The 18,368-nt window shown below is 41.6% G+C and carries 15 protein-coding genes and 1 other annotated feature; of the genes, 13 read left to right on the top strand and 2 right to left on the bottom strand.

Translation table 11 applies throughout. The annotated features are described in order from the left end of the window. The first annotated feature begins 40 nt into the window (after positions 1–40). Both Ga0466249_RS22175 and Ga0466249_RS22170 read left to right on the top strand, forming a co-directional pair. Positions 41–532 carry a MogA/MoaB family molybdenum cofactor biosynthesis protein gene (locus tag Ga0466249_RS22175; protein ID WP_215831678.1) on the top strand — a complete coding sequence of 164 codons (492 nt, stop codon included), beginning with the start codon at positions 41–43 and terminating at the stop codon, positions 530–532. An 89-nt stretch (positions 533–621) separates the two neighbouring features. Then, positions 622–859 (top strand) — a binding site (T-box leader). Positions 860–896: 37 nt separating this feature from the next. Then, positions 897–1,778, top strand: coding sequence for a prephenate dehydrogenase (locus tag Ga0466249_RS22170; RefSeq protein ID WP_215831677.1), 882 nt, complete (start codon positions 897–899; stop codon positions 1,776–1,778). Between the two features lie 5 nt (positions 1,779–1,783). On the opposite strand, the gene Ga0466249_RS22165 is transcribed toward Ga0466249_RS22170, so the two are convergent. Then, positions 1,784–3,391 carry a GDSL-type esterase/lipase family protein gene (locus tag Ga0466249_RS22165; protein WP_215831676.1) on the bottom strand — a complete coding sequence of 536 codons (1,608 nt, stop codon included), beginning with the start codon at positions 3,389–3,391 and terminating at the stop codon, positions 1,784–1,786. A 319-nt stretch (positions 3,392–3,710) separates the two neighbouring features. On the opposite strand from Ga0466249_RS22165, the gene Ga0466249_RS22160 reads away from it, so the two are divergent. From Ga0466249_RS22160 to Ga0466249_RS22110, 11 genes are all read left to right on the top strand, one after another. Next, positions 3,711–4,853, top strand: a complete 1,143-nt coding sequence (locus Ga0466249_RS22160) for a PP2C family protein-serine/threonine phosphatase (protein ID WP_215831675.1) — start codon at positions 3,711–3,713, stop codon at positions 4,851–4,853. A gap of 22 nt (positions 4,854–4,875) precedes the next feature. Continuing rightward, positions 4,876–6,240 (top strand): sodium:solute symporter family protein, encoded by a 1,365-nt coding sequence (locus Ga0466249_RS22155; RefSeq protein ID WP_215831674.1) that lies wholly within the window; start codon positions 4,876–4,878, stop codon positions 6,238–6,240. A 63-nt stretch (positions 6,241–6,303) separates the two neighbouring features. After that, entirely contained in the window at positions 6,304–6,771 is a 468-nt protein-coding gene (gene trmL / locus Ga0466249_RS22150) for a tRNA (uridine(34)/cytosine(34)/5-carboxymethylaminomethyluridine(34)-2'-O)-methyltransferase TrmL (protein WP_215831710.1), read from the top strand. A 9-nt stretch (positions 6,772–6,780) separates the two neighbouring features. After that, positions 6,781–7,656, top strand: coding sequence for a TIM barrel protein (locus Ga0466249_RS22145; RefSeq protein ID WP_312889820.1), 876 nt, complete (start codon positions 6,781–6,783; stop codon positions 7,654–7,656). Between the two features lie 96 nt (positions 7,657–7,752). Continuing rightward, positions 7,753–8,097, top strand: a complete 345-nt coding sequence (locus tag Ga0466249_RS22140; protein ID WP_215831673.1) for a YlbF/YmcA family competence regulator — start codon at positions 7,753–7,755, stop codon at positions 8,095–8,097. Further along, complete coding sequence (gene murB / locus Ga0466249_RS22135; RefSeq protein WP_281422695.1) at positions 8,087–9,019, top strand: UDP-N-acetylmuramate dehydrogenase; 933 nt, start codon at positions 8,087–8,089, stop codon at positions 9,017–9,019. Before Ga0466249_RS22140 ends, murB begins: the two co-directional genes overlap by 11 nt. 107 nt (positions 9,020–9,126) lie before the next feature. After that, positions 9,127–10,725, top strand: coding sequence for an MBL fold metallo-hydrolase (locus Ga0466249_RS22130; RefSeq protein ID WP_215831672.1), 1,599 nt, complete (start codon positions 9,127–9,129; stop codon positions 10,723–10,725). 174 nt (positions 10,726–10,899) lie between these two features. Beyond that, a complete protein-coding gene (gene typA / locus Ga0466249_RS22125) occupies positions 10,900–12,708 on the top strand; it encodes a translational GTPase TypA (protein ID WP_215831671.1) in 1,809 nt (602 codons plus the stop codon). 91 nt (positions 12,709–12,799) lie between these two features. Continuing rightward, positions 12,800–13,198, top strand: a complete 399-nt coding sequence (locus Ga0466249_RS22120) for a cell division protein SepF (protein ID WP_215831670.1) — start codon at positions 12,800–12,802, stop codon at positions 13,196–13,198. Positions 13,199–13,359: 161 nt separating this feature from the next. Continuing rightward, a complete protein-coding gene (locus Ga0466249_RS22115) occupies positions 13,360–13,635 on the top strand; it encodes a hypothetical protein (protein ID WP_215831669.1) in 276 nt (91 codons plus the stop codon). A gap of 147 nt (positions 13,636–13,782) precedes the next feature. Then, a complete protein-coding gene (locus Ga0466249_RS22110) occupies positions 13,783–17,211 on the top strand; it encodes a DNA polymerase III subunit alpha (protein WP_215831668.1) in 3,429 nt (1,142 codons plus the stop codon). Positions 17,212–17,219: 8 nt separating this feature from the next. Here Ga0466249_RS22110 and Ga0466249_RS22105 read toward each other — a convergent pair whose 3' ends face one another. Next, positions 17,220–17,804 carry a YdcF family protein gene (locus tag Ga0466249_RS22105; RefSeq protein WP_215831667.1) on the bottom strand — a complete coding sequence of 195 codons (585 nt, stop codon included), beginning with the start codon at positions 17,802–17,804 and terminating at the stop codon, positions 17,220–17,222. Between the last annotated feature and the right edge of the window lie 564 nt (positions 17,805–18,368).

Here is an 18,368-nt window from a genome sequence, read left to right as displayed (position 1 = left end):
GATCTATGTAACGAGAAAGACCGATGGAGTGGTGAGAAAAATGTTTAATATCGGTATTATTACGGCCAGTGATAAAGGGGCCGCGGGCCAACGTGAAGATGTGAGTGGCAAGGTTATTGCGGCGATGCTTAAAGAATTAGGGCATGTTGCTTCTTATGTCATTGTACCTGACAATCAGGATAAGCTTCAAGAGTCGCTCATTCATATGGCTGATGAATTACAGCTTGATTTGATTTTAACAACAGGTGGAACGGGTCTTGGGCCACGTGATGTGACGCCAGAGGCGACCCTTGCTGTGATTGATCGTGAGGTGCCGGGAATTGCCGAAGCCATGCGGGCTACATCACTGGCTATTACGCCGCGGGCTATGCTCAGTCGTGCCAAGGCCGGCCTGCGCAAAAAGACGCTCATTATTAATTTACCTGGCAGTCCCAAGGGAGTACAAGAATGTTTACAAGTGGTTTTGCCAGCGTTAGAACACGGGTTGGCTATTATGAAGGGTGAAACAAGTGAATGTGCGCGTACTGAATAGTTAACAAAAAAGTACAACATTACAGCGGAAATGACGAAAATCTGTTGACATTGTACAGAAGCTTTGCTATGATGAAGTCAAATTTACAAGTAAATGCAATGAACAGGAAGAGTAAGATTGATTGAGGTGCAGAGAGTCAGGGGAGGGTGCAACCTGGTACTTGAGCAATCTGAAATACACCTGGAAGCTGTAGGCTGAAAATAAAGTAGGCTGTGCCGGAGTGCCACCGTTATCAAAGGCTAGGGTATCAGTTGGGTAAGCTCGTACCTGAATAAGTGGCTTGCAGAGCAAGCAGGGTGGTACCGCGGAAGTATCTCCGTCCCTGATTTTGGGATGGGGGTTATTTTTTTTGGGGGGATAAGAAGTGAATGTTGTACCAACAGCAAAAGTAATTGCCATTTTAGGACTCGGACTTATTGGCGGCTCTCTCGGCCTAGCTCTCAGGTCCTATGGACCCCAGAAAATGAAATTGATTGGCTGGGATAAGGATGAGCAAACAGTTAACAGGGCTGTTGCCCGGCAAGCGATTCATCAAGCTATTACAGATTGGCAGGACCTTGAAAGTGCAGATCTCATCTTTATTTGTACACCCATGCTGCAGGTGATCCCAATTGCTAAAAAAATTCTTCCCTATGCCAAGGCTGGGGCCATCATTACTGATGTGGGAAGTGTCAAAGGCTGTCTTGCCGCAGAAATGGCGAAGATTATTCCTGCGGGAATTTATTATATTGGTGGTCATCCCATGACTGGGCGAGAAAAGAGCGGTATTGAGGCGGCAACTAAGGATCTTTTTAAGGAGAAATGGTATATTGTAGCCCCGCATTTAGATGTACCTGCTTCGGTTTTGGTCTTATTAAAGCAAGTTCTTTATTTGACAGGTGCTAAAATTACAAATATGCAGCCTGAGCGCCATGATGTTTATGCCGCTGCTATCAGTCATCTTCCTCATGTAGCTGCGGCTGCTCTTGTCAATACATTGGGTCTTTATGATGAATCAGCTGAAATACTGGAGCTTGCTGGGGGCGGTTTTTGTGATACGACCCGCATTGCATCGTCAAACACGGTGATGTGGACAGATATTTGTTTGACAAATAAGTCGGAAATTTTGACAAGTATAGCAAAGTTTCAGTTGCTATTAGATGAATTTGTTATAGCTGTTAAGAAAGAAGATCGTTCCCAAATTGCCGATTTTTTTGCTCAGGCCAAAGGACGGCGTGATGAGCTGATAAAATATTGTGATAAGTAACTAGGCTAACGGCTGACACGATTCCAATTGGCGTTGATAATTTGTCCCATTAATTTTTTGCCGGCCCGATCGGGATGCAATCCGTCTAAACCATAATATTCTGGCAGTTGCCCATCTTCATCTGTCATGTAAGGTGAAATGTCAATAAAATAACGCTGGCTGCGAATAAAACGGTTGACTTGGTCAAATTGTTCTTTCCAGTTACTGACTGTTTCTTCATCAAAGGCGCGTAAAATATTCGCTGGATTAATGGGGGGCAAGGAGAGAAAGATCGGACGAATGCCATTTGCTAGGCATTTATCACGAATTTCACTCAGATCTCCAATGACATCAGAGGCTGGTACACCACCACGCAAGCTATTACTTCCGCCCATAATCAGAAGAAACTGAGGATGAAAAGGTAAAACATCACTGTTAAAGCGTTGTAGCATTGTTGCGGATGTGTCACCGCTTTTTCCCAGATTGATGGAGGGAAACTGGAAATAAGTCTGATAGCTGTATTCCCAGTCGGCAGGCGAATAGGAGATGGCACCGCCGCCATGAGTGATACTATCGCCAAATGTCGCACTATAAGCGCCTTGGTTTAAATCAACAATAAAGGGGGCACAGTCCGAATATTCTCCCACTGGTTGATTAAATTCATCAAAGCCTCGCACTCGCCAGTAATAGGTACCAGGGGTGATGCGAGGGGTTTCGTCATAACAGTCATTGCCTGTTGTGACAATTTTAGAATCGATCCTGTAAGGGGAAGGTTCTGTGCCGTGAGAATCATCGGCGGCATTTAGAATTTCCACCTCATAACCGCTGACATGTTGAATGGGGATCCAGCTATAGACAGGATATAAAGGAGTAGACATGCCATCTTGATTAAAAAAAGCATTAATAATCGGACGTACAGGTTTATGCAATGCATGATTTACAACAAGCTTATTGGCATCAGAAAAAATGCCAAGTGGATTTCCATAGTAATCCAGTGCGCGCACTCGCCAGTAAAATATCGTTTCACTTCGATCAGATAAATCAAGTTGATAGCCATGAGTGTAGACTTCTTGTGTGCTGAATAGATGATGCTCAGATAAAGTAGTGCCATTGGGATTTTCCGGTGGGCTTGTGAGAATTTCCAGTTCATAGGAAACGGCCATTAGGTTGGGTTCCCAGATAATCATGGGAGTATCCGACATGACTTGCGATGGGGAAGGTGATACGATAGCCAGTTTATTAGGACTGCTTTCTGCTTTTTCATCAACGACTTGACTGGGCGAAACGGCGTTGGAAGGCTGTCCTAAAGGACGACGAAAGAGGCCTTGTGCTGTGACGCGCCAGTAAGTATCAGATGAAAAATTGGCGTCAGGTATAAATTTTGTCTTCCAGGTCCGGTATTTCATCAGGGTATGTATCTGTTCGACGGGGATATCACTGTCCGGATTATTGTTGAGCGCTTCTATTTCATAATACGCCGGATAAGGAAGCCTTATCCAGGATAAGATGATTTGATTGTTTTCGGCTGCTACAGCGAGGGAGGGTTTAAATTGATTAAAGCCAAAAAAATTGGTTATTTCGATAATATAGCATAATATAAAAAATGACAGTATGATACTGATGAGACGTTTCAATCGAGAATGCACCTACTTTGTGAAATATGAACTTTTCTTAGTATGGGCGAAAGAATCGGTTTTAGTAACAATAGAATTATTTTTTTCTCATTTCCTATCTTACCATAGTTTTGGCTTTTATGAGAATAGTATAAGGTTTAAAATAAGGCTGAGTCCTACAGGACTCAGCCTACGCTGCCCTGTTGCAAGAAAGTGCAGCCAAAAATAAACCGAATAACAATGGACGAAAAAATTTTACTAAGGGGGAATTTAGAAAACTTTAGCGAAGAAATCTACTATGAGTAAGTATCATATCACTAATTTAAGGTGAGGTGCCAATATGTATCAAATATTAATCGTGGACGATGTAAAACTGAACCGTCAACTTTTTCGGGCAGGCTTAAGCGAATTGGAATCGATTACTTTTCTTGAGGCTGCCGATGGGGTTGAGGCGCTGCAGATTATTCATGAGCAATCGGTAGATTTGATTATTCTTGATCTGATGATGCCAGGTATGGATGGGTATCAAGTGCTAACTGAGCTAAAGTCACAAGAACAATTTCGTTCTATTCCTGTCATTGTATGTTCCGCCATGGATAAAATTGATTATATTGCTCGGGCCCTTGATTTAGGTGCTTATGATTATTTTACTAAACCGCTTACTCCAGAGCAGCTTAAAGTAACTTTGCCGATGAAGGTACGTAATGCTTTAGAGTCGTATTCACAACGAACAGAATTGGTTCGTGTCCATGAAAAGATGCAGACAGACTTGATGATGGCTAGTATCTTTCAAACATCTCTTATGGCCGGATTGAAAGAATTTTTTTCCGTTACCATGTATGGTCAGTATTTGCCTTGCAATGAAATTGGTGGAGACTTATTTGACTGCGTAGAATATGACGGAAAAGTTTGGTTTATTATTGCTGAAGCGTCAGGCGACGGGGTTGTAGCAGCCATGATGTCTACGATGATAAAAAATGAGTTTACTCACTGCATTGAAGAGCATACTTCACCAAAAGATGTTTTAGGTAAACTCAATCAGGTTTTTTATAATATTGCGGCAGGAAATTATTATTTTACTGCTTTTGTCGGATTAATTGATCATCATACGCTTACTTGGTCTAATGGCGGGCACATCGATCCCTTATATTTTTCAAGAAATAATAATTCTGTACAGTTCCTTGTTCAGGAGAGCCTTACGGTGGGACAGTGTCCTGAAGCAACTTATGTGGATGATCATATGTCTTTTGATGAAGGCGATGTCGTCATGGCTTACACAAGTGGGTTACTGTCTGACCGGGTATTTGGCGGAGAACGTCACAGTGCTTATCGTGATCTAGAACGCTATTTTATGGATTATCGGCAGTTAATTACGGAGGATCATCAAGAATTTTTCAAAACGATGCTGAATCTTTTTGGCAACACGCCGAATCGGATTGCTTGTGACGATATTGCCATGATGGTAGTTCAAGGAAAAGCGTGATGCGTTAGGAAAGGGGAACAAGATGGATTTTACGTCTGTCCATTTAATTGGTTTAATTTTCATTCTTGTCATGGTAGTGGTCATTGGCATTTGGGCTACAAGCAAGGTCCGTTCTGCGGAAGATTTTACTGTCGGGGGTCGTAAGAGCGGTGCATCGCTTGTTAGTGGCACAATTGTGGGCACTATTATTGGCGGATCTTCGACAATTGGTACCGCTCAATTGGCTTTTACTGTGGGCCTTTCGGCATGGTGGTTTACGTTAGGGGCGGGCATTGCCTTGATTTTGCTAGGCCTTTTTTATGTCAAATCGCTGCGTGCTGCTGAGCTAACTACTGTGCCGGAATATATGGCTATTCATTATGGCAAGCGATCAGGTAGAATCACTAGCCTGGCTTCATCGCTTGGCATATTTTTTGCTATCGTCGCTAATATTTTATCAGCGCTGCCCCTTGTTTCTGCTATCTTTGGTTTGGACCAAGTGCCGACAACATGGCTGGTATTTATGATTATCCTATTTTACGTGTTATTCGGCGGTGTGTGGGGTACGGGATTAGTGGGGGTTTTAAAAAGCGGACTTATTTTTATTACGTTGTTTTATATTACTCTTATTAGTTGGCAACAAATGAATGGCTGGGGTGGATTGCGGGCAGTTTTTCCGCCTGAGCCTTGGTTTGATTTGTTTGGTCGAGGATTCTGGGTGGATATAGGCAGCGCTATCTCATTAATTGTGGGTACCTTGACTACACAAACTTATGTGCAAGCTGTGTATGGTGCGAAAAATAGCAAAGCAGCCAGAAAAGGCACTTTAATGGCCGCTTGTATTACTTTACCAGTGGGGCTACCTGCCGTGATGGCCGGACTTGTTATGCGGGCGAATTTTCCTAATATTGCCCCCATTGAAGCTTTGCCACGCTTTATTTTAACTTATTTACCGCCTTGGTTTGGCGGCATTGCCATTGGCACATTATTGTTAGCCTCTATTGGGTCAGCTGCAGGTCTTGTGCTTGGTGTGGGTACCATGCTATCCCAAGAAACATTGTTTTTACTCAAAAAGCGTAGTTTTAGGGCCGTCTTGTGGTTGACGCGCGGGTGTGTGCTGTTTGTGACGCTTCTTGCCACAATTGTTACTTTTGGTAATCTGAAATCGTTAGTCTTAGAGTGGAATTTCTTGTCTATGGGGCTACGTGGTGCAGGTGTATTTTTACCTTTTACCCTAGCCATATTTTATCCAGGACGATTATCTAAAAAGTGGGCATTTTATTCTATTATGGCGGGTTCATTTGTTACTCTGGGCTGGAAGTTGATTTGGCCGACGGGATTGGATCCTTTGTATGGCGGCCTGATAGCCAGCTTTATCTGTGTTTGCTGTGGACTTTTTGAAAAGTAGGCGCAGTCGATTTGATTTTATATATATTCTTCGTTTATACTTATTTACATGAGGTGATTTTTGTTGCATATCGTATTGTATCAACCGGAAATACCAGGGAATACTGGTAATATTGCTAGGTTATGTGCTGCAACAGGCTGTGATCTTCATTTAATTAGGCCACTCGGTTTTTCTACTGATGATAAACATTTAAAACGGGCAGGGTTAGATTACTGGCATCTTGTAAATATTTTCTATTATGATTCTTTTGTAGAATTGGAAGAAAAATATGCGGGCCACCGTTTTTTTCTTAATACGACCAAAGGGAATAAGCCTCATTCAGCTGTGGCGTATTGTAATGATGACTTGCTTGTTTTTGGCAGGGAAACGGCTGGATTGCCACCAGAAATTATGCAAAAATATCAGGATCATTTAATACGTATTCCTATGATTGACGAGGCACGGTCACTGAATTTATCCAATGCCGTAGCGATTGTGGCTTATGAGGCATTGCGTCAGGTGGCCTATCCCGGTTTAAGACCGCGTGTTTAAAAAGAAAGGGTGACGAGATTGGCAATTCCCCGGTTTGGTCCGGCTGGTAATCCAGAGGCTTTTTATGACAGTGGTCATAAGGCTTCAGCAGAGATGCCATTCTGGCTAAAAAATCAAGGGCTCACTGCTTATGAATATTCGGTCAGCCGTGGCGTAAATATTCGTGAGGCAACAGCAAGAAAAATTGGTTTGGCAGCGAAAGAAGCAGGAATTTCGCTTAGTTTACATGCACCTTATTACATAAATTTAGCAACAGAAGATGAGCAAATCGCTCAAAATACTTTGCGCCATATTGTAAAGACTCTTGAAGCTGCGGAATTTATGGGCGGTGATCGCGTGGTCTTTCACATGGGAAGTCCCGGTAAACAGTCGCGTGAACAGGCTATGGAGCGTGTGCTTAAGCGCTTTTCGGTTGTATTAGAAGAAGTGGAACGGTTAGGACTTTCGCATATTCATCTTGCTCCGGAGACAATGGGCAAGAAAAATCAGCTAGGTACTCTGGAGGAAGTACTGGCTGTTTGCAAGCTTGGACGCCAGTGTATTCCTGCTGTCGATTTCGGTCACCTTCATGCTGTAACATGCGGTGATTATCTGACAAAACCGGAGTTCCAAGCTGTTTTTGATCGGATTGGTGAGACATTAGGATCAGAAATTGCAGCTGCCATTCATATTCACTTTAGTAAAATTGAGTTTACTATGGGCGGGGAAAAGCGGCACTGGACCTTTGATGATCCATTTGGACCTCCATTTGAGCCTCTCATGGAGGTAATTGCTGATGGCGATCTTGCGCCCCGCGTAATTTGTGAATCAGCTGGAACGCAAGACAAAGATGCTAAAGCTATGCAAGCGTATTATACTCAATATCAGATGAATAAGCAGGCTTAACGATTGCCTGGACTTATCTTGTTCTGATCCGAAGGGCTAGCGAATAGCTGCGCTGATAGCAGCATATATTAGGAAATAGAAGTTGGAGGAAAGTACATGAGTATTCACGATCAAGCCCATGAACTCGCACGCATGTTAAATCATTGTGGCGAGTATCAAGAATTTCTAACAGCAAAAAACAGACTGGAAACGGATGACACAGCCAAAAAGATGGTCAAGGATTTTCTTGCCAAGCAAATGGCTTATGAATATGAAAAGATGGCTGGAAAGGCTTCTAATGATCAAGAGCAGCAGCTTCAGAAACTCGCCGGCGTATTAGCTGTGAACCCCGTAGCCGCCCAATTTTTACAAGCTCATATTCGCTTTCAACGGATAATGGCAGATATTTATAAAATTATAGGCGATTCAATTGCCGAGGGAATGGATATATTTGAAAAATAGGCCGAAAAATCCTAATTTTATTGATGAACTGAACAACATTCTTGTTGAGGGAATATTGTTGCTTGATGAGCCCATGACAAAACATACGACCTTTCAAATCGGTGGGCCGGCAGATTATTTTGTGATGCCTCAAACAGTGAGTGAAGTAGCTCATGTCGTACGTTTAACCCAAAAGTATGGCATTGAACTAACCATTTTTGGTAATGGCAGCAATGTACTTGTTTTAGATGGGGGCATTGATGGTCTTGTTTTGCAGTTTGGCTCAAATATGGCGAGTATTCGCGCTGAACAGGGGACCGTTATTGCCGGTGCTGGTGCCCTCCTTACGGATGTATCTCAGTTTGCTGCTGTTCAGCAACTTACAGGTCTGGAGTTTGCTGTCGGTATTCCGGGTAGTATTGGTGGTGCCGTTTTTATGAATGCGGGGGCTTATAATGGCGAAATGCAGAATGTTGTTTCAGCTGTTTCAGCTGTTTGCCCAGATGGTTCTATTTTTCGATTTACAAAAGAAGCATTGCAGTTTGGTTACCGGCAAAGTGCTTTTCAGAAAAATCACTGTATTATTTGTGATGTTGAGCTAGTTCTGTCTCTTGGCAATCGAGCAAAAATTTTTGAGCAAATGGAAGATCTTACATTGCGCAGGGAGGCAAAGCAGCCCATTGAAATGCCAAGTGCTGGGAGTACATTTAAACGCCCTGAAGGATATTTTGCCGGAACGCTTATTGAGCAAACTGGTCTTAAGGGTCTTCGCGTGGGTGGGGCGCAAGTCAGTGAAAAACATGCTGGGTTTGTTATTAACGCTGGTGGAGCTACGGCTCAGGACGTACTTAATTTAATTGCTGAGATTCAACAGCGTGTTCATTCAACGCATGATGTGATGCTTCATCCTGAAGTGCGTGTGATTGGACGAGAACTTTCATAGTAGGGGGGTATCCTCCCTCTTTTAATTGAAGGAAAATTGGAATAATTCGTCGAATAACTAATCCAAGAAAAGCAGCAGAATAGGCTATTTTGATTGGAGTGATGAACATGAAATTGACTTTTCTTGGTGCAGCAATGATGGTAACAGGATCCTCTTATTTGCTTGAAACAGAAGGTAAGAAGATACTTGTTGATTGCGGCATGTTTCAGGGTTCAAAAGCAGTTGAGTCTTTGAATCACCGGGACTTTTCTTATGAGCCAAATGAGATTGATGCCGTACTACTGACGCATGCTCATATTGATCATAGTGGTTTGTTACCACGTTTGTGTAAGGAAGGCTATCAGGGGAAAATTTATACGACGAAAGTAACGCGGGAGTTATGTGGCATTATGCTGCCTGACAGTGCTCATATTCAAGAATATGATGCTGAAATTGCCAATCGTAAAGGTAAACGTTTGGGAAAGGCAGTTGTTGTTCCTCTTTACACCGTTAAAGATGCATATCAATGTCTAGAGCATTTTGAGTCTGTAGCCTACAGGAAGGCAGTCGAAATTTTGCCAGGGCTTACGATTCAATTTCAGGATGCCGGACATATTTTGGGATCGTCCTTAATTGAAGTTTTTGTTACCGAGCAGGGGGAGACAACGAAGTTAGTCTTTTCTGGTGATATTGGTCAACCCAATCAGCCACTTTTGAATGATCCCACTTATATTGAACAAGCCGATTATATTATTACAGAGTCAACTTACGGCAATCGTCAGCATGAAGTGTATGATCGTGAGGAGCGACTCGCTGAGATCATTCGTGAGACAGTGAATCGCGGCGGCAATATTGTTATTCCTTCTTTTGCTGTGGGGCGTACGCAGACTTTGCTTTATTATTTGCATAGACTCTATAAGTCGAAGCGAATTCCTGATATTCCAGTGATTATTGATAGTCCTCTGGCCATATCAGCAACAGATATTTTTATGCATCATCAAAATGATTATGACAAAGAAGCTTATGATATGCTTGTTCATGACAAGGAGCATCCGCTAGAATTGCCTCATTTGATGTTTACTAAGACCGCTGATGAGTCGAAGGCCATTAATTTTATGCCAGGCTCAGCTATTATCATTTCGGCAAGTGGCATGGCTGATGCAGGCAGGATTCTTCATCATTTAAAACATAATTTATGGCGTAGTGAGTCAAGTATTCTCTTTGTTGGCTATCAGGCGCAGGGAAGTTTGGGTCGTCGAATTATAGAAGGGGCGAAACGCGTTAAAATTATGGGAGAAGAAGTCAGTGTCAAAGCTCAAATCTATAATTTAGATGGCTTTTCGGCTCATGCCGATCAAGGTCAGTTGTTACATTGGCTAGAGCAGTTTCATTCGAAGTTATCAGGTATATTTATTGTGCATGGTGAACTCGCTTCGTCAGAACCGTTTGCTAAACTAGTTGAAGAAAAGTTGCATTGTTCGACATATGTTCCCCGTTATGGTGACGAAATTACCCTGCGTGCTCAAACTTATACAGTTAAACCTTCTGAAATTGTTTTTGTTGAACCAGCTGTGCGTCAAGTACAGGAACTGTTCAATGAGATGGAAACGGAATATCGGGGTTACCGTCAACGTGTGGAGCGACAACTGGCTAAAGAACCTTCGCACGCTGGGGAATTTTTACATAGGTTAACTAAAATGGTGAAATTATTTAAAAAAGAAGACTAAAAGTAAATTTTTTCTTAAAATAGGCAACTTATTGACCTTTTTTGTAAACAATTAGCGTTTGTTCATTGACAGAGTGTGTTGATCAGTATAATATATTAATAAATCAATGACACTAGAAAGGATGCTTAGCAGCACAGCATCCTTTTCTCTTTTGTACTTAGGAGGTACTTATACATGAAACGGAATGATTTAAGAAATATTGCTATTATTGCCCATGTCGATCATGGTAAGACAACACTTGTTGATGCTATGTTACGGCAGAGTAATGTTTTTCGCAGCAATGAACAAGTAGCAGAGCGGGTTATGGATTCGAATGACTTGGAACGGGAACGTGGCATTACGATTCTATCGAAAAATACAGCTGTCATGTACAATGATATTAAAATTAATATTGTAGATACCCCAGGTCATGCCGATTTTGGCGGTGAAGTAGAACGGGTACTGAACATGGTTGATGGTGTATTGTTACTTGTGGATGCTTTTGAAGGTCCTATGCCTCAGACAAAATATGTTTTGCGCAAGGCTTTGGAACAGAAATTAAAACCGATTGTTGTTATTAATAAAATCGACCGTCCGGATCAACGTGTGGAAGAAGTTGTTGATGAAGTTTTAGAATTATTTATTGAGTTGGATGCCAATGATGAACAACTGGAATTCCCTGTTGTTTATGCAACGGCTCGTGATGGTATTGCTAAACTCAGTATGGAAGAAGAAAGCGACAATTTAGCACCGCTATTTAAATTGCTTGTCGAAACTATTCCTGCACCTGAAGGCGAAGTGGATGGTCCCCTACAAATGCTTGTTACGACACTTGATAATGATGAATATGTTGGCAAAGTCGCCATTGGTCGTGTCATTCGCGGTCGCATTGCGGAAGGCCAAAATGTGGCTGTGTTAAATGGCGAGGCCGAAACTCGCTCAAGAATTGGTAAGCTTTACACCTATCAGGGACTTAAACGAACGGAAGTAAAAGAAGCGGCATTAGGTGATATTGTTGCTGTAACAGGACTGGATGATATCAATATTGGTGTGACCATTGCTGATGCCGAAAATCCTGAAGCTTTGCCGACTATTAATATTGATGAACCTACTTTGGCGATGCTGTTTTCTGTAAATAACAGTCCTTTTGCGGGACGGGAAGGTCAATTTGTTACATCCCGTCATTTGCGTGATCGGTTGTTTAAAGAAGTAGAAACAAATGTAAGCCTCAAGGTTGAGGAAACAGATAGCGCTGATGCTTTTGAAGTGAAAGGACGCGGTGAACTTCATCTGGCTATTTTGATCGAAACCATGCGGCGTGAGGGTTATGAATTTCAAGTAGGCAAGCCAAGAGTAATTAATAAGACCATTAAAGGTCAATTATGCGAGCCTATGGAAGACCTCACCATTGAAGTTCCGCAAGATTTTATGGGAGCTGTCATGGAAGCTTTGGGAATGCGTAAAGCAGAGCTGACAAATATGGTTGAGCTTGCCGGTTATCTCAGAATGGAATTTATTATTCCGGCTCGCGGGTTAATTGGTTTTCGGTCGGAATTTTTGACAAAGACCAAGGGCAATGGCATTATGCATCATTTATTTCATGGTTATGCGCCTTTCAAAGGCGAGATTCCCGGAAGGAGTCGCGGTGCTTTAATTGCTTTTGAACTGGGTGAAACAACAGGCTATGGTATTTATAATTTGCAAGATCGCGGCGTCATGTTTATCGTTCCTGGGCAGGAAGTCTATGAAGGGATGATCATCGGTGAAAATACGCGTGAATCAGACATGGATGTCAATCCTTGCAAGAAAAAACATGTTTCAAACACACGTTCAAGTTCTTCTGATGAAGCTATTCGTCTGACTGCTCCACGCCTCTTGAGTTTAGAGCAGGCTTTGGAATATATTAATGACGATGAACTTGTTGAAGTGACACCAAAGAGCATTCGTTTGCGTAAATTTGTGCTCAGTCGTCAATCTCGTGGTCGTGACAGAAAAAGATCTTAAGAAAATACCATTTTTTTGAATATGTTTGCAGGAATATTATTTGTTGTGTCGAAATAACTCTCCATTGGTAGTCAGTGGGAGGCGAGTAATCATGGTCAGTTCTTTTTTTGAGCAGGTAATGAATTATATAATATCGCCAGCTGATGAGAATGAAAATCAGCTTTGCGTTCATCATAATGCTACCATGAAACTTCTTGTTATTTCACTAAATTCATTGGATCAAGCTTGCCGATATGCTGATTTGTTAAGATCCGGAGTGACGTTGATTGTTGAATATAGTGCGGTTGATAAGCAGAGTCAGCAAACGCTAAATGATTTTTTGAATGGTGTCTGTTACATTCTTCAGGGGAGTACACAAGCACTTGGTACAGATGTCATGATGTATATGCCAGAAAATGTGGAAGCTCATCGTCATATTTCGGCATCTACGCAGCCGATTCGTTCGAGTTATCCTTTTGAAAGGATAGTGCCTGCGCAACGCTTTTCTTAAATTGTTCGCACACACAATGCATTATATAGAAAAAGAAGCGTCTGTAGAGAGACGCTTCTTTTTTATTGTGTGAGTTTTATGTATAAAGGACTTCTTGTCTGCATATAATTTATTGCTAAGGAAAGTTACTTGGCAACGTTACGAGAGAAGGAGTGTCCACGATGCCCTTGCTCAAAGAAAAAACAAGCAAATTAGGTTCATTGTTCAGTTTTATGGCTGTTAGCCTATTGATTGTCTTATTTTTTCTGGCACTACCAGAATTTCTTTTGTCTACGACAGGTAGAATGTTTGTTGTGCTGTGGGCATTTGTTGCTATTTGTGTATTTCTCGCTCATGGCAGAAGAATTTCGATGCGACGGCGGCGAGTTCGTGCAAGGTTGTCAGCTGTTCATACGAAGCGCACCCATTCTACCCCAAAAAGTCTATTACGCGATTAGGCCATGGTAAAGAGAACCATGGCTTTTTAATTGCTGATTTACTGTAACTTTAAGGCGTGTTATCATTAAAAATGGAATCAATAAAAAACAGTTGCTTAGAAAGTTTACCAGTTTTATCTTAGCTATTTGTGTGAAAGGATGCTTATTATGGAAGAACAGCCAATGCCTAGCAAGGAAGTCGGAAATTTTGTTCATCTTCATGTTCATACAGAGTATAGCTTGCTTGACGGTGCAAGCCGGATTGGTGATCTTATTGCGCGTGCCAAAGAGCTGCATATGTCTGCATTAGCCATCACGGATCATGGCAATATGTATGGTTGTATGCATTTTTATAAACAAGCCATAAAAGCTCAGATTAAACCGATTATTGGTTGCGAAGTATATATTGCACCCAAGTCGCGATTTGAAAAGTCAACGCGAGAGGGAGAGGACTATTATCATTTAATTTTACTTGCTGAAAGCAATGAAGGCTATCGTAATCTCATGGAACTTGTGTCGCGGGCCAACACGGAGGGATTCTACTATAAGCCGCGTATTGATAGAGAACTTTTGCGTGAGCATAGTCAAGGGCTGATTTGTTTAAGTGCCTGTATTGCTGGTGAAATTCCGGCTCAGATTCTTAAGGATAATGTTAGGACAGCCGAAGAAATTTTGCAAGATTACTTGGATATTTTCGGACCACGCCATTTTTTTATTGAACTTCAAGATCATCATCTAAAGGAGCAGCAGATTGCTAATCGTGAGCTGATTCGCTTAGCACAGAAATATCATGTATCACTTGTTGCTACAAATGACATCCATTATGTTCAGCGCCAAGATGCGCAATGTCATGATGTATTATTATGTATTCAGACAGGGAAAATAGTAGAGGATCCCAATCGAATGAAGTTTCCGAATGACGAATTTTATTTAAAAAGCAGCCAGGAAATGACTGCTTTGTTTGCTGAATATCCCGAAGCTTTAGCAAATACAGTAAAAATTGCGGAGCGCTGTCAGGTCAATTTTGACTTCAATACCTATCATCTGCCGGAATTTTCTGTGCCTGAGGGCTATACAGCAAAATCCTATCTTGCCATGCTCTGTGAAAAAAATCTGGAACGTTGTTATCCCAAAGCAGATGACACTGTACGTAAACGGCTCAATTATGAGCTTTCTGTTATTCATAATATGGGATTTGACAGCTATTTTTTGGTTGTGTGGGATTTTGTCAACTATGCTCGTGACAGTCAAATTCCGGTGGGACCAGGTCGCGGATCGGCGGCTGGCAGTGTTGTGTCCTATTTGCTTCACATTACGACTATTGATCCACTGAAATATGGATTGCTATTCGAGCGCTTTTTAAATCCCGAGCGTGTAACGATGCCTGATATAGATATTGATTTTTGTTATGAACGGCGCAGTAAAATTGTTGAATACGTGGCGAGTCGTTATGGAACGGACAAGGTGGCACAAATTATTACATTTGGCACCATGGCAGCTAAGGCCGCTGTGCGTGATGTGGGGCGCGTACTCAACATTGCTTATGGCGAGGTCGATAGGGTAGCCAAGCTAATTCCAAATGAGCTTGGCATAACGCTGAAAAAGGCGCTATCGCAAAGTCCGGAACTCAGTGCCCTCTATCAGCAGGGCGGGCATATCAAAAAATTGCTTGATTTAGCCATGGCTGTTGAAGGTCTGCCACGTCATGCGTCTACTCATGCGGCAGGATTGGTTATTGCTCGCGAGCCGCTCACTCATTATGTGCCGCTGCAAAATTCTGCTGAGGGTTTTCTAACGACACAATATGATAAAGATCTGATAGAAGAGCTGGGTCTGTTAAAGATGGATCTTCTGGGGCTCCGAACGTTAACAGTCATTGGAGAGGCTGTCGACCTTATTCATGACCATCATGACCCTGAATTTGATATTGAAACGGTTAATCTTGCTGATGCTGCGACAGCGGAGCTATTTGCCAGCGGTGAAACAGCCGGTGTCTTTCAAATGGAATCAGCGGGGATGACTCATTTAGTGAAAGAACTTCACCCTGCTCAATTCGAAGATCTCATTCCTCTTGTAGCCTTATATCGTCCGGGACCGCTTGGCAGCGGTATGGTGACGGATTTTATTGAGGGTCGTCATGGGCGTAAAGACGTTCATTACCTGCATCCATTGCTTGAGCCGATTTTAAAGGATACGTTTGGTGTTATTCTTTATCAGGAGCAGGTTATGCAAATTGCTGCAACTTTGGCGGGATTTTCTTTGGGACAAGCCGATTTATTGCGTCGCGCGATGGGAAAAAAGAAGCATGCTGTCATACTGGCGCAGAAGGATAATTTTATTGCGGGATGTAAAAAGAATGGCTTTGATGAAAAATTTGCCATAGAAATTTTTGAGCTTATGGCACATTTTGCTGATTACGGGTTTAATAAATCTCATAGTGCCGCGTATGCCCTTGTTGCTTATGAGACAGCTTATTTAAAAGCCAATTATCCCGAAGAATTTATGGCAGCTCTATTAACGAGTGTTATGGGCACGAATGAGAAGGTCGGCCAATATATTGAAGAGTGCCATAGGCTAAATATAAAAATATTAGCGCCTGATATTAATGCGGGACAGGCAAAGTTTTCTGTCTCAGATGGTGCCATTCGCTTCGGGTTGGCAGGCGTAAAAAATGTCGGTGATGGCGCGATGATGAATATTATTGAAGCTCGTGAGAAACAGGGACCTTTTACTTCTCTCGTTGATTTTTGTAATAAAGTGGATATGCGTTTAGTCAATAAAAGGGTCATGGAAAGTCTTGTTTTGTGTGGTGCCTTTGATTCGTTTGGGTACAAACGGGCACAGCTTCTTGCTGTGATTGATCAAGCTGTTGAGATGGCGCAGCAGACGCAAAAAGACAAGTTGAGCGGACAAATCGGGCTATTTGGCGAAGAAATGATGGATAGCAGTACAGAACTTGTTATGCCGAATAAACCCGAAATGTCTCTTTTGGAGCGTTTAGCAGGTGAAAAAGAAATGATCGGGTTTTATGTGACCGGTCATCCCCTTGATCCTTATCGGGAAATATTAGGCACGTTGACATCTCTTCAAGAAATGAATGAAGGTGATCTTTCCGATGGAAAAATCATTAAGGTTGGCGGCCTTGTTGTGGGAGTTAAAAGAATTAATACGAAAAATGGCGATACCATGTGTTTTATCGATTTGGAAGACTTGACAGCCCACTCGGAAATTGTTGTTTTTCCGCGAGTTTTTGAAAAAGTCCGTTCTTTATTGTTGCTTGACTCAGCTATTATGGTTTCAGGAAAAATTAGTAGAAGTGATGAAAAAGTCAAGATTCTTGCCGGAGAAATTAAGCTCCTTAAAGAGTGTCGTCCGGAGATGCACATCAAAATTGCTGCGACTCAAGAAAATGCCGAGGTTATGGCAAAATTGAAGGATATTTTAATGCAGAGTTCTGGAACTACTATAGTTTATTTGCATTTTACAAAAAACCGTAAAATTATTAAAACAGATCAACCCTATTGGGCTGATCTGTCAGGTAATGTTGTCAGTCAGATAAGAGAGCTTTTAGGATCTCAAAGTGTATGGACTGCTTAGAAAAAAATTTATTTTTGTGGAAAAACTGTCAGTGCAACAATGGCTGCACCTTCCCTTGCATATTGTTTCGCTGTTAAGTAAACATTATCAGGTAGTGCTGCTGGCGATCCGGTGACATTCATACCGAGCTTACGGGCGATGAGCAGAGCGCGGTGCATGTGCGACGTGTTCGAAACGATAATGGCGGAGTGGAGATGTTTTTCTAACATTACTTGTTTTGAATTGGCGAGGTTTTGATAGGTATTAAAGGAGTTTTCCTCTAAATAAATGCGTTCAGGGGAGACGCCGTGTTCTATTAGAAATTGGCTCATCGCATAGGCTTCGCTTATTTCCTCATCTGTTCCCTTTGCCCCGCTAACAATAATTGTGGTTGCATAACCGTTTTGGTATAATCTAAGGGTTTCATTTAAACGTAATGCAAGTACAGCACTTGGTTTTTGACCAATTAACTTAGCGCCCAAAACAATGATGGTATCACTTGTCTGGGGTATGCTTGTCAGTCCGTCTGAAATAATTGGAAATTCGATGAAAATGATCAATAATAGCAATAATGCAAGAATAAGCTGTTTTCGAATAAATTTTCTGTGTTTCATGGAATTTCCCCCCTGTTTAAAAATTATCGCCTTTATTATAACACTGTATAGAAATGAAGAGCTAAGTTGAGGTGTTTTAATTTTTTTTATTATATATTTGAATAATTCTGGCGAAAAGAGTTGTAAATTTTCTCTTTTTTCGCTATACTAAATATGGATAGTACGTGACATTTTGCACGTACATAAATATGCAAAATACGTACCAATTTAATCAAAAATTCATTAAAATATAGAGACAAATGGGGGTGTAGCCTGAAAAAGTCTAGTAAACAAGCTTTATTTTCGAAAAATGGGCATGCGATTTTCAAATAAAAAACTGAAATGTAATAAAAAACAATTTTAATCAAGGTAGTTTGCTCATGAAATCGAATAGTTTGTGAAGAAATACACTAACTATATTGTAAGAACCAGGAATTAATGATTCTATTTTCATCGTGTTAACTGATACTGCGTTTCCCTAAATTAACATAAAAAGGATGGTGCTTAAAATGAAAGAAGTCGTAATTGTTAGTGCCGTACGTACTGCTGTAGGAAGTTTTAACGGAGGACTAGCGTCTTTTAGTG

The organism is Pelorhabdus rhamnosifermentans, assembly GCF_018835585.1.
In the GTDB taxonomy this organism is placed as follows: Bacteria; Bacillota; Negativicutes; order UMGS1260; family UMGS1260; genus Pelorhabdus; species Pelorhabdus rhamnosifermentans.
Note: the sequence above shows the minus strand (reverse complement) of the source record. Positions and strands in the feature narration are given on the sequence as shown.

Coding starts and splice junctions, on each gene's coding strand:
- Ga0466249_RS22175 (WP_215831678.1), top strand. CDS start 41: ATGTTTAATATCGGTATTATTACGGCCAGTGATAAAGGGGCCGCGGGC.
- Ga0466249_RS22160 (WP_215831675.1), top strand. CDS start 3,711: ATGTATCAAATATTAATCGTGGACGATGTAAAACTGAACCGTCAACTT.
- Ga0466249_RS22155 (WP_215831674.1), top strand. CDS start 4,876: ATGGATTTTACGTCTGTCCATTTAATTGGTTTAATTTTCATTCTTGTC.
- Ga0466249_RS22140 (WP_215831673.1), top strand. CDS start 7,753: ATGAGTATTCACGATCAAGCCCATGAACTCGCACGCATGTTAAATCAT.
- Ga0466249_RS22130 (WP_215831672.1), top strand. CDS start 9,127: ATGAAATTGACTTTTCTTGGTGCAGCAATGATGGTAACAGGATCCTCT.
- typA (WP_215831671.1), top strand. CDS start 10,900: ATGAAACGGAATGATTTAAGAAATATTGCTATTATTGCCCATGTCGAT.
- Ga0466249_RS22120 (WP_215831670.1), top strand. CDS start 12,800: ATGGTCAGTTCTTTTTTTGAGCAGGTAATGAATTATATAATATCGCCA.
- Ga0466249_RS22115 (WP_215831669.1), top strand. CDS start 13,360: ATGCCCTTGCTCAAAGAAAAAACAAGCAAATTAGGTTCATTGTTCAGT.
- Ga0466249_RS22110 (WP_215831668.1), top strand. CDS start 13,783: ATGGAAGAACAGCCAATGCCTAGCAAGGAAGTCGGAAATTTTGTTCAT.
- Ga0466249_RS22105 (WP_215831667.1), bottom strand. CDS start 17,804: ATGAAACACAGAAAATTTATTCGAAAACAGCTTATTCTTGCATTATTG.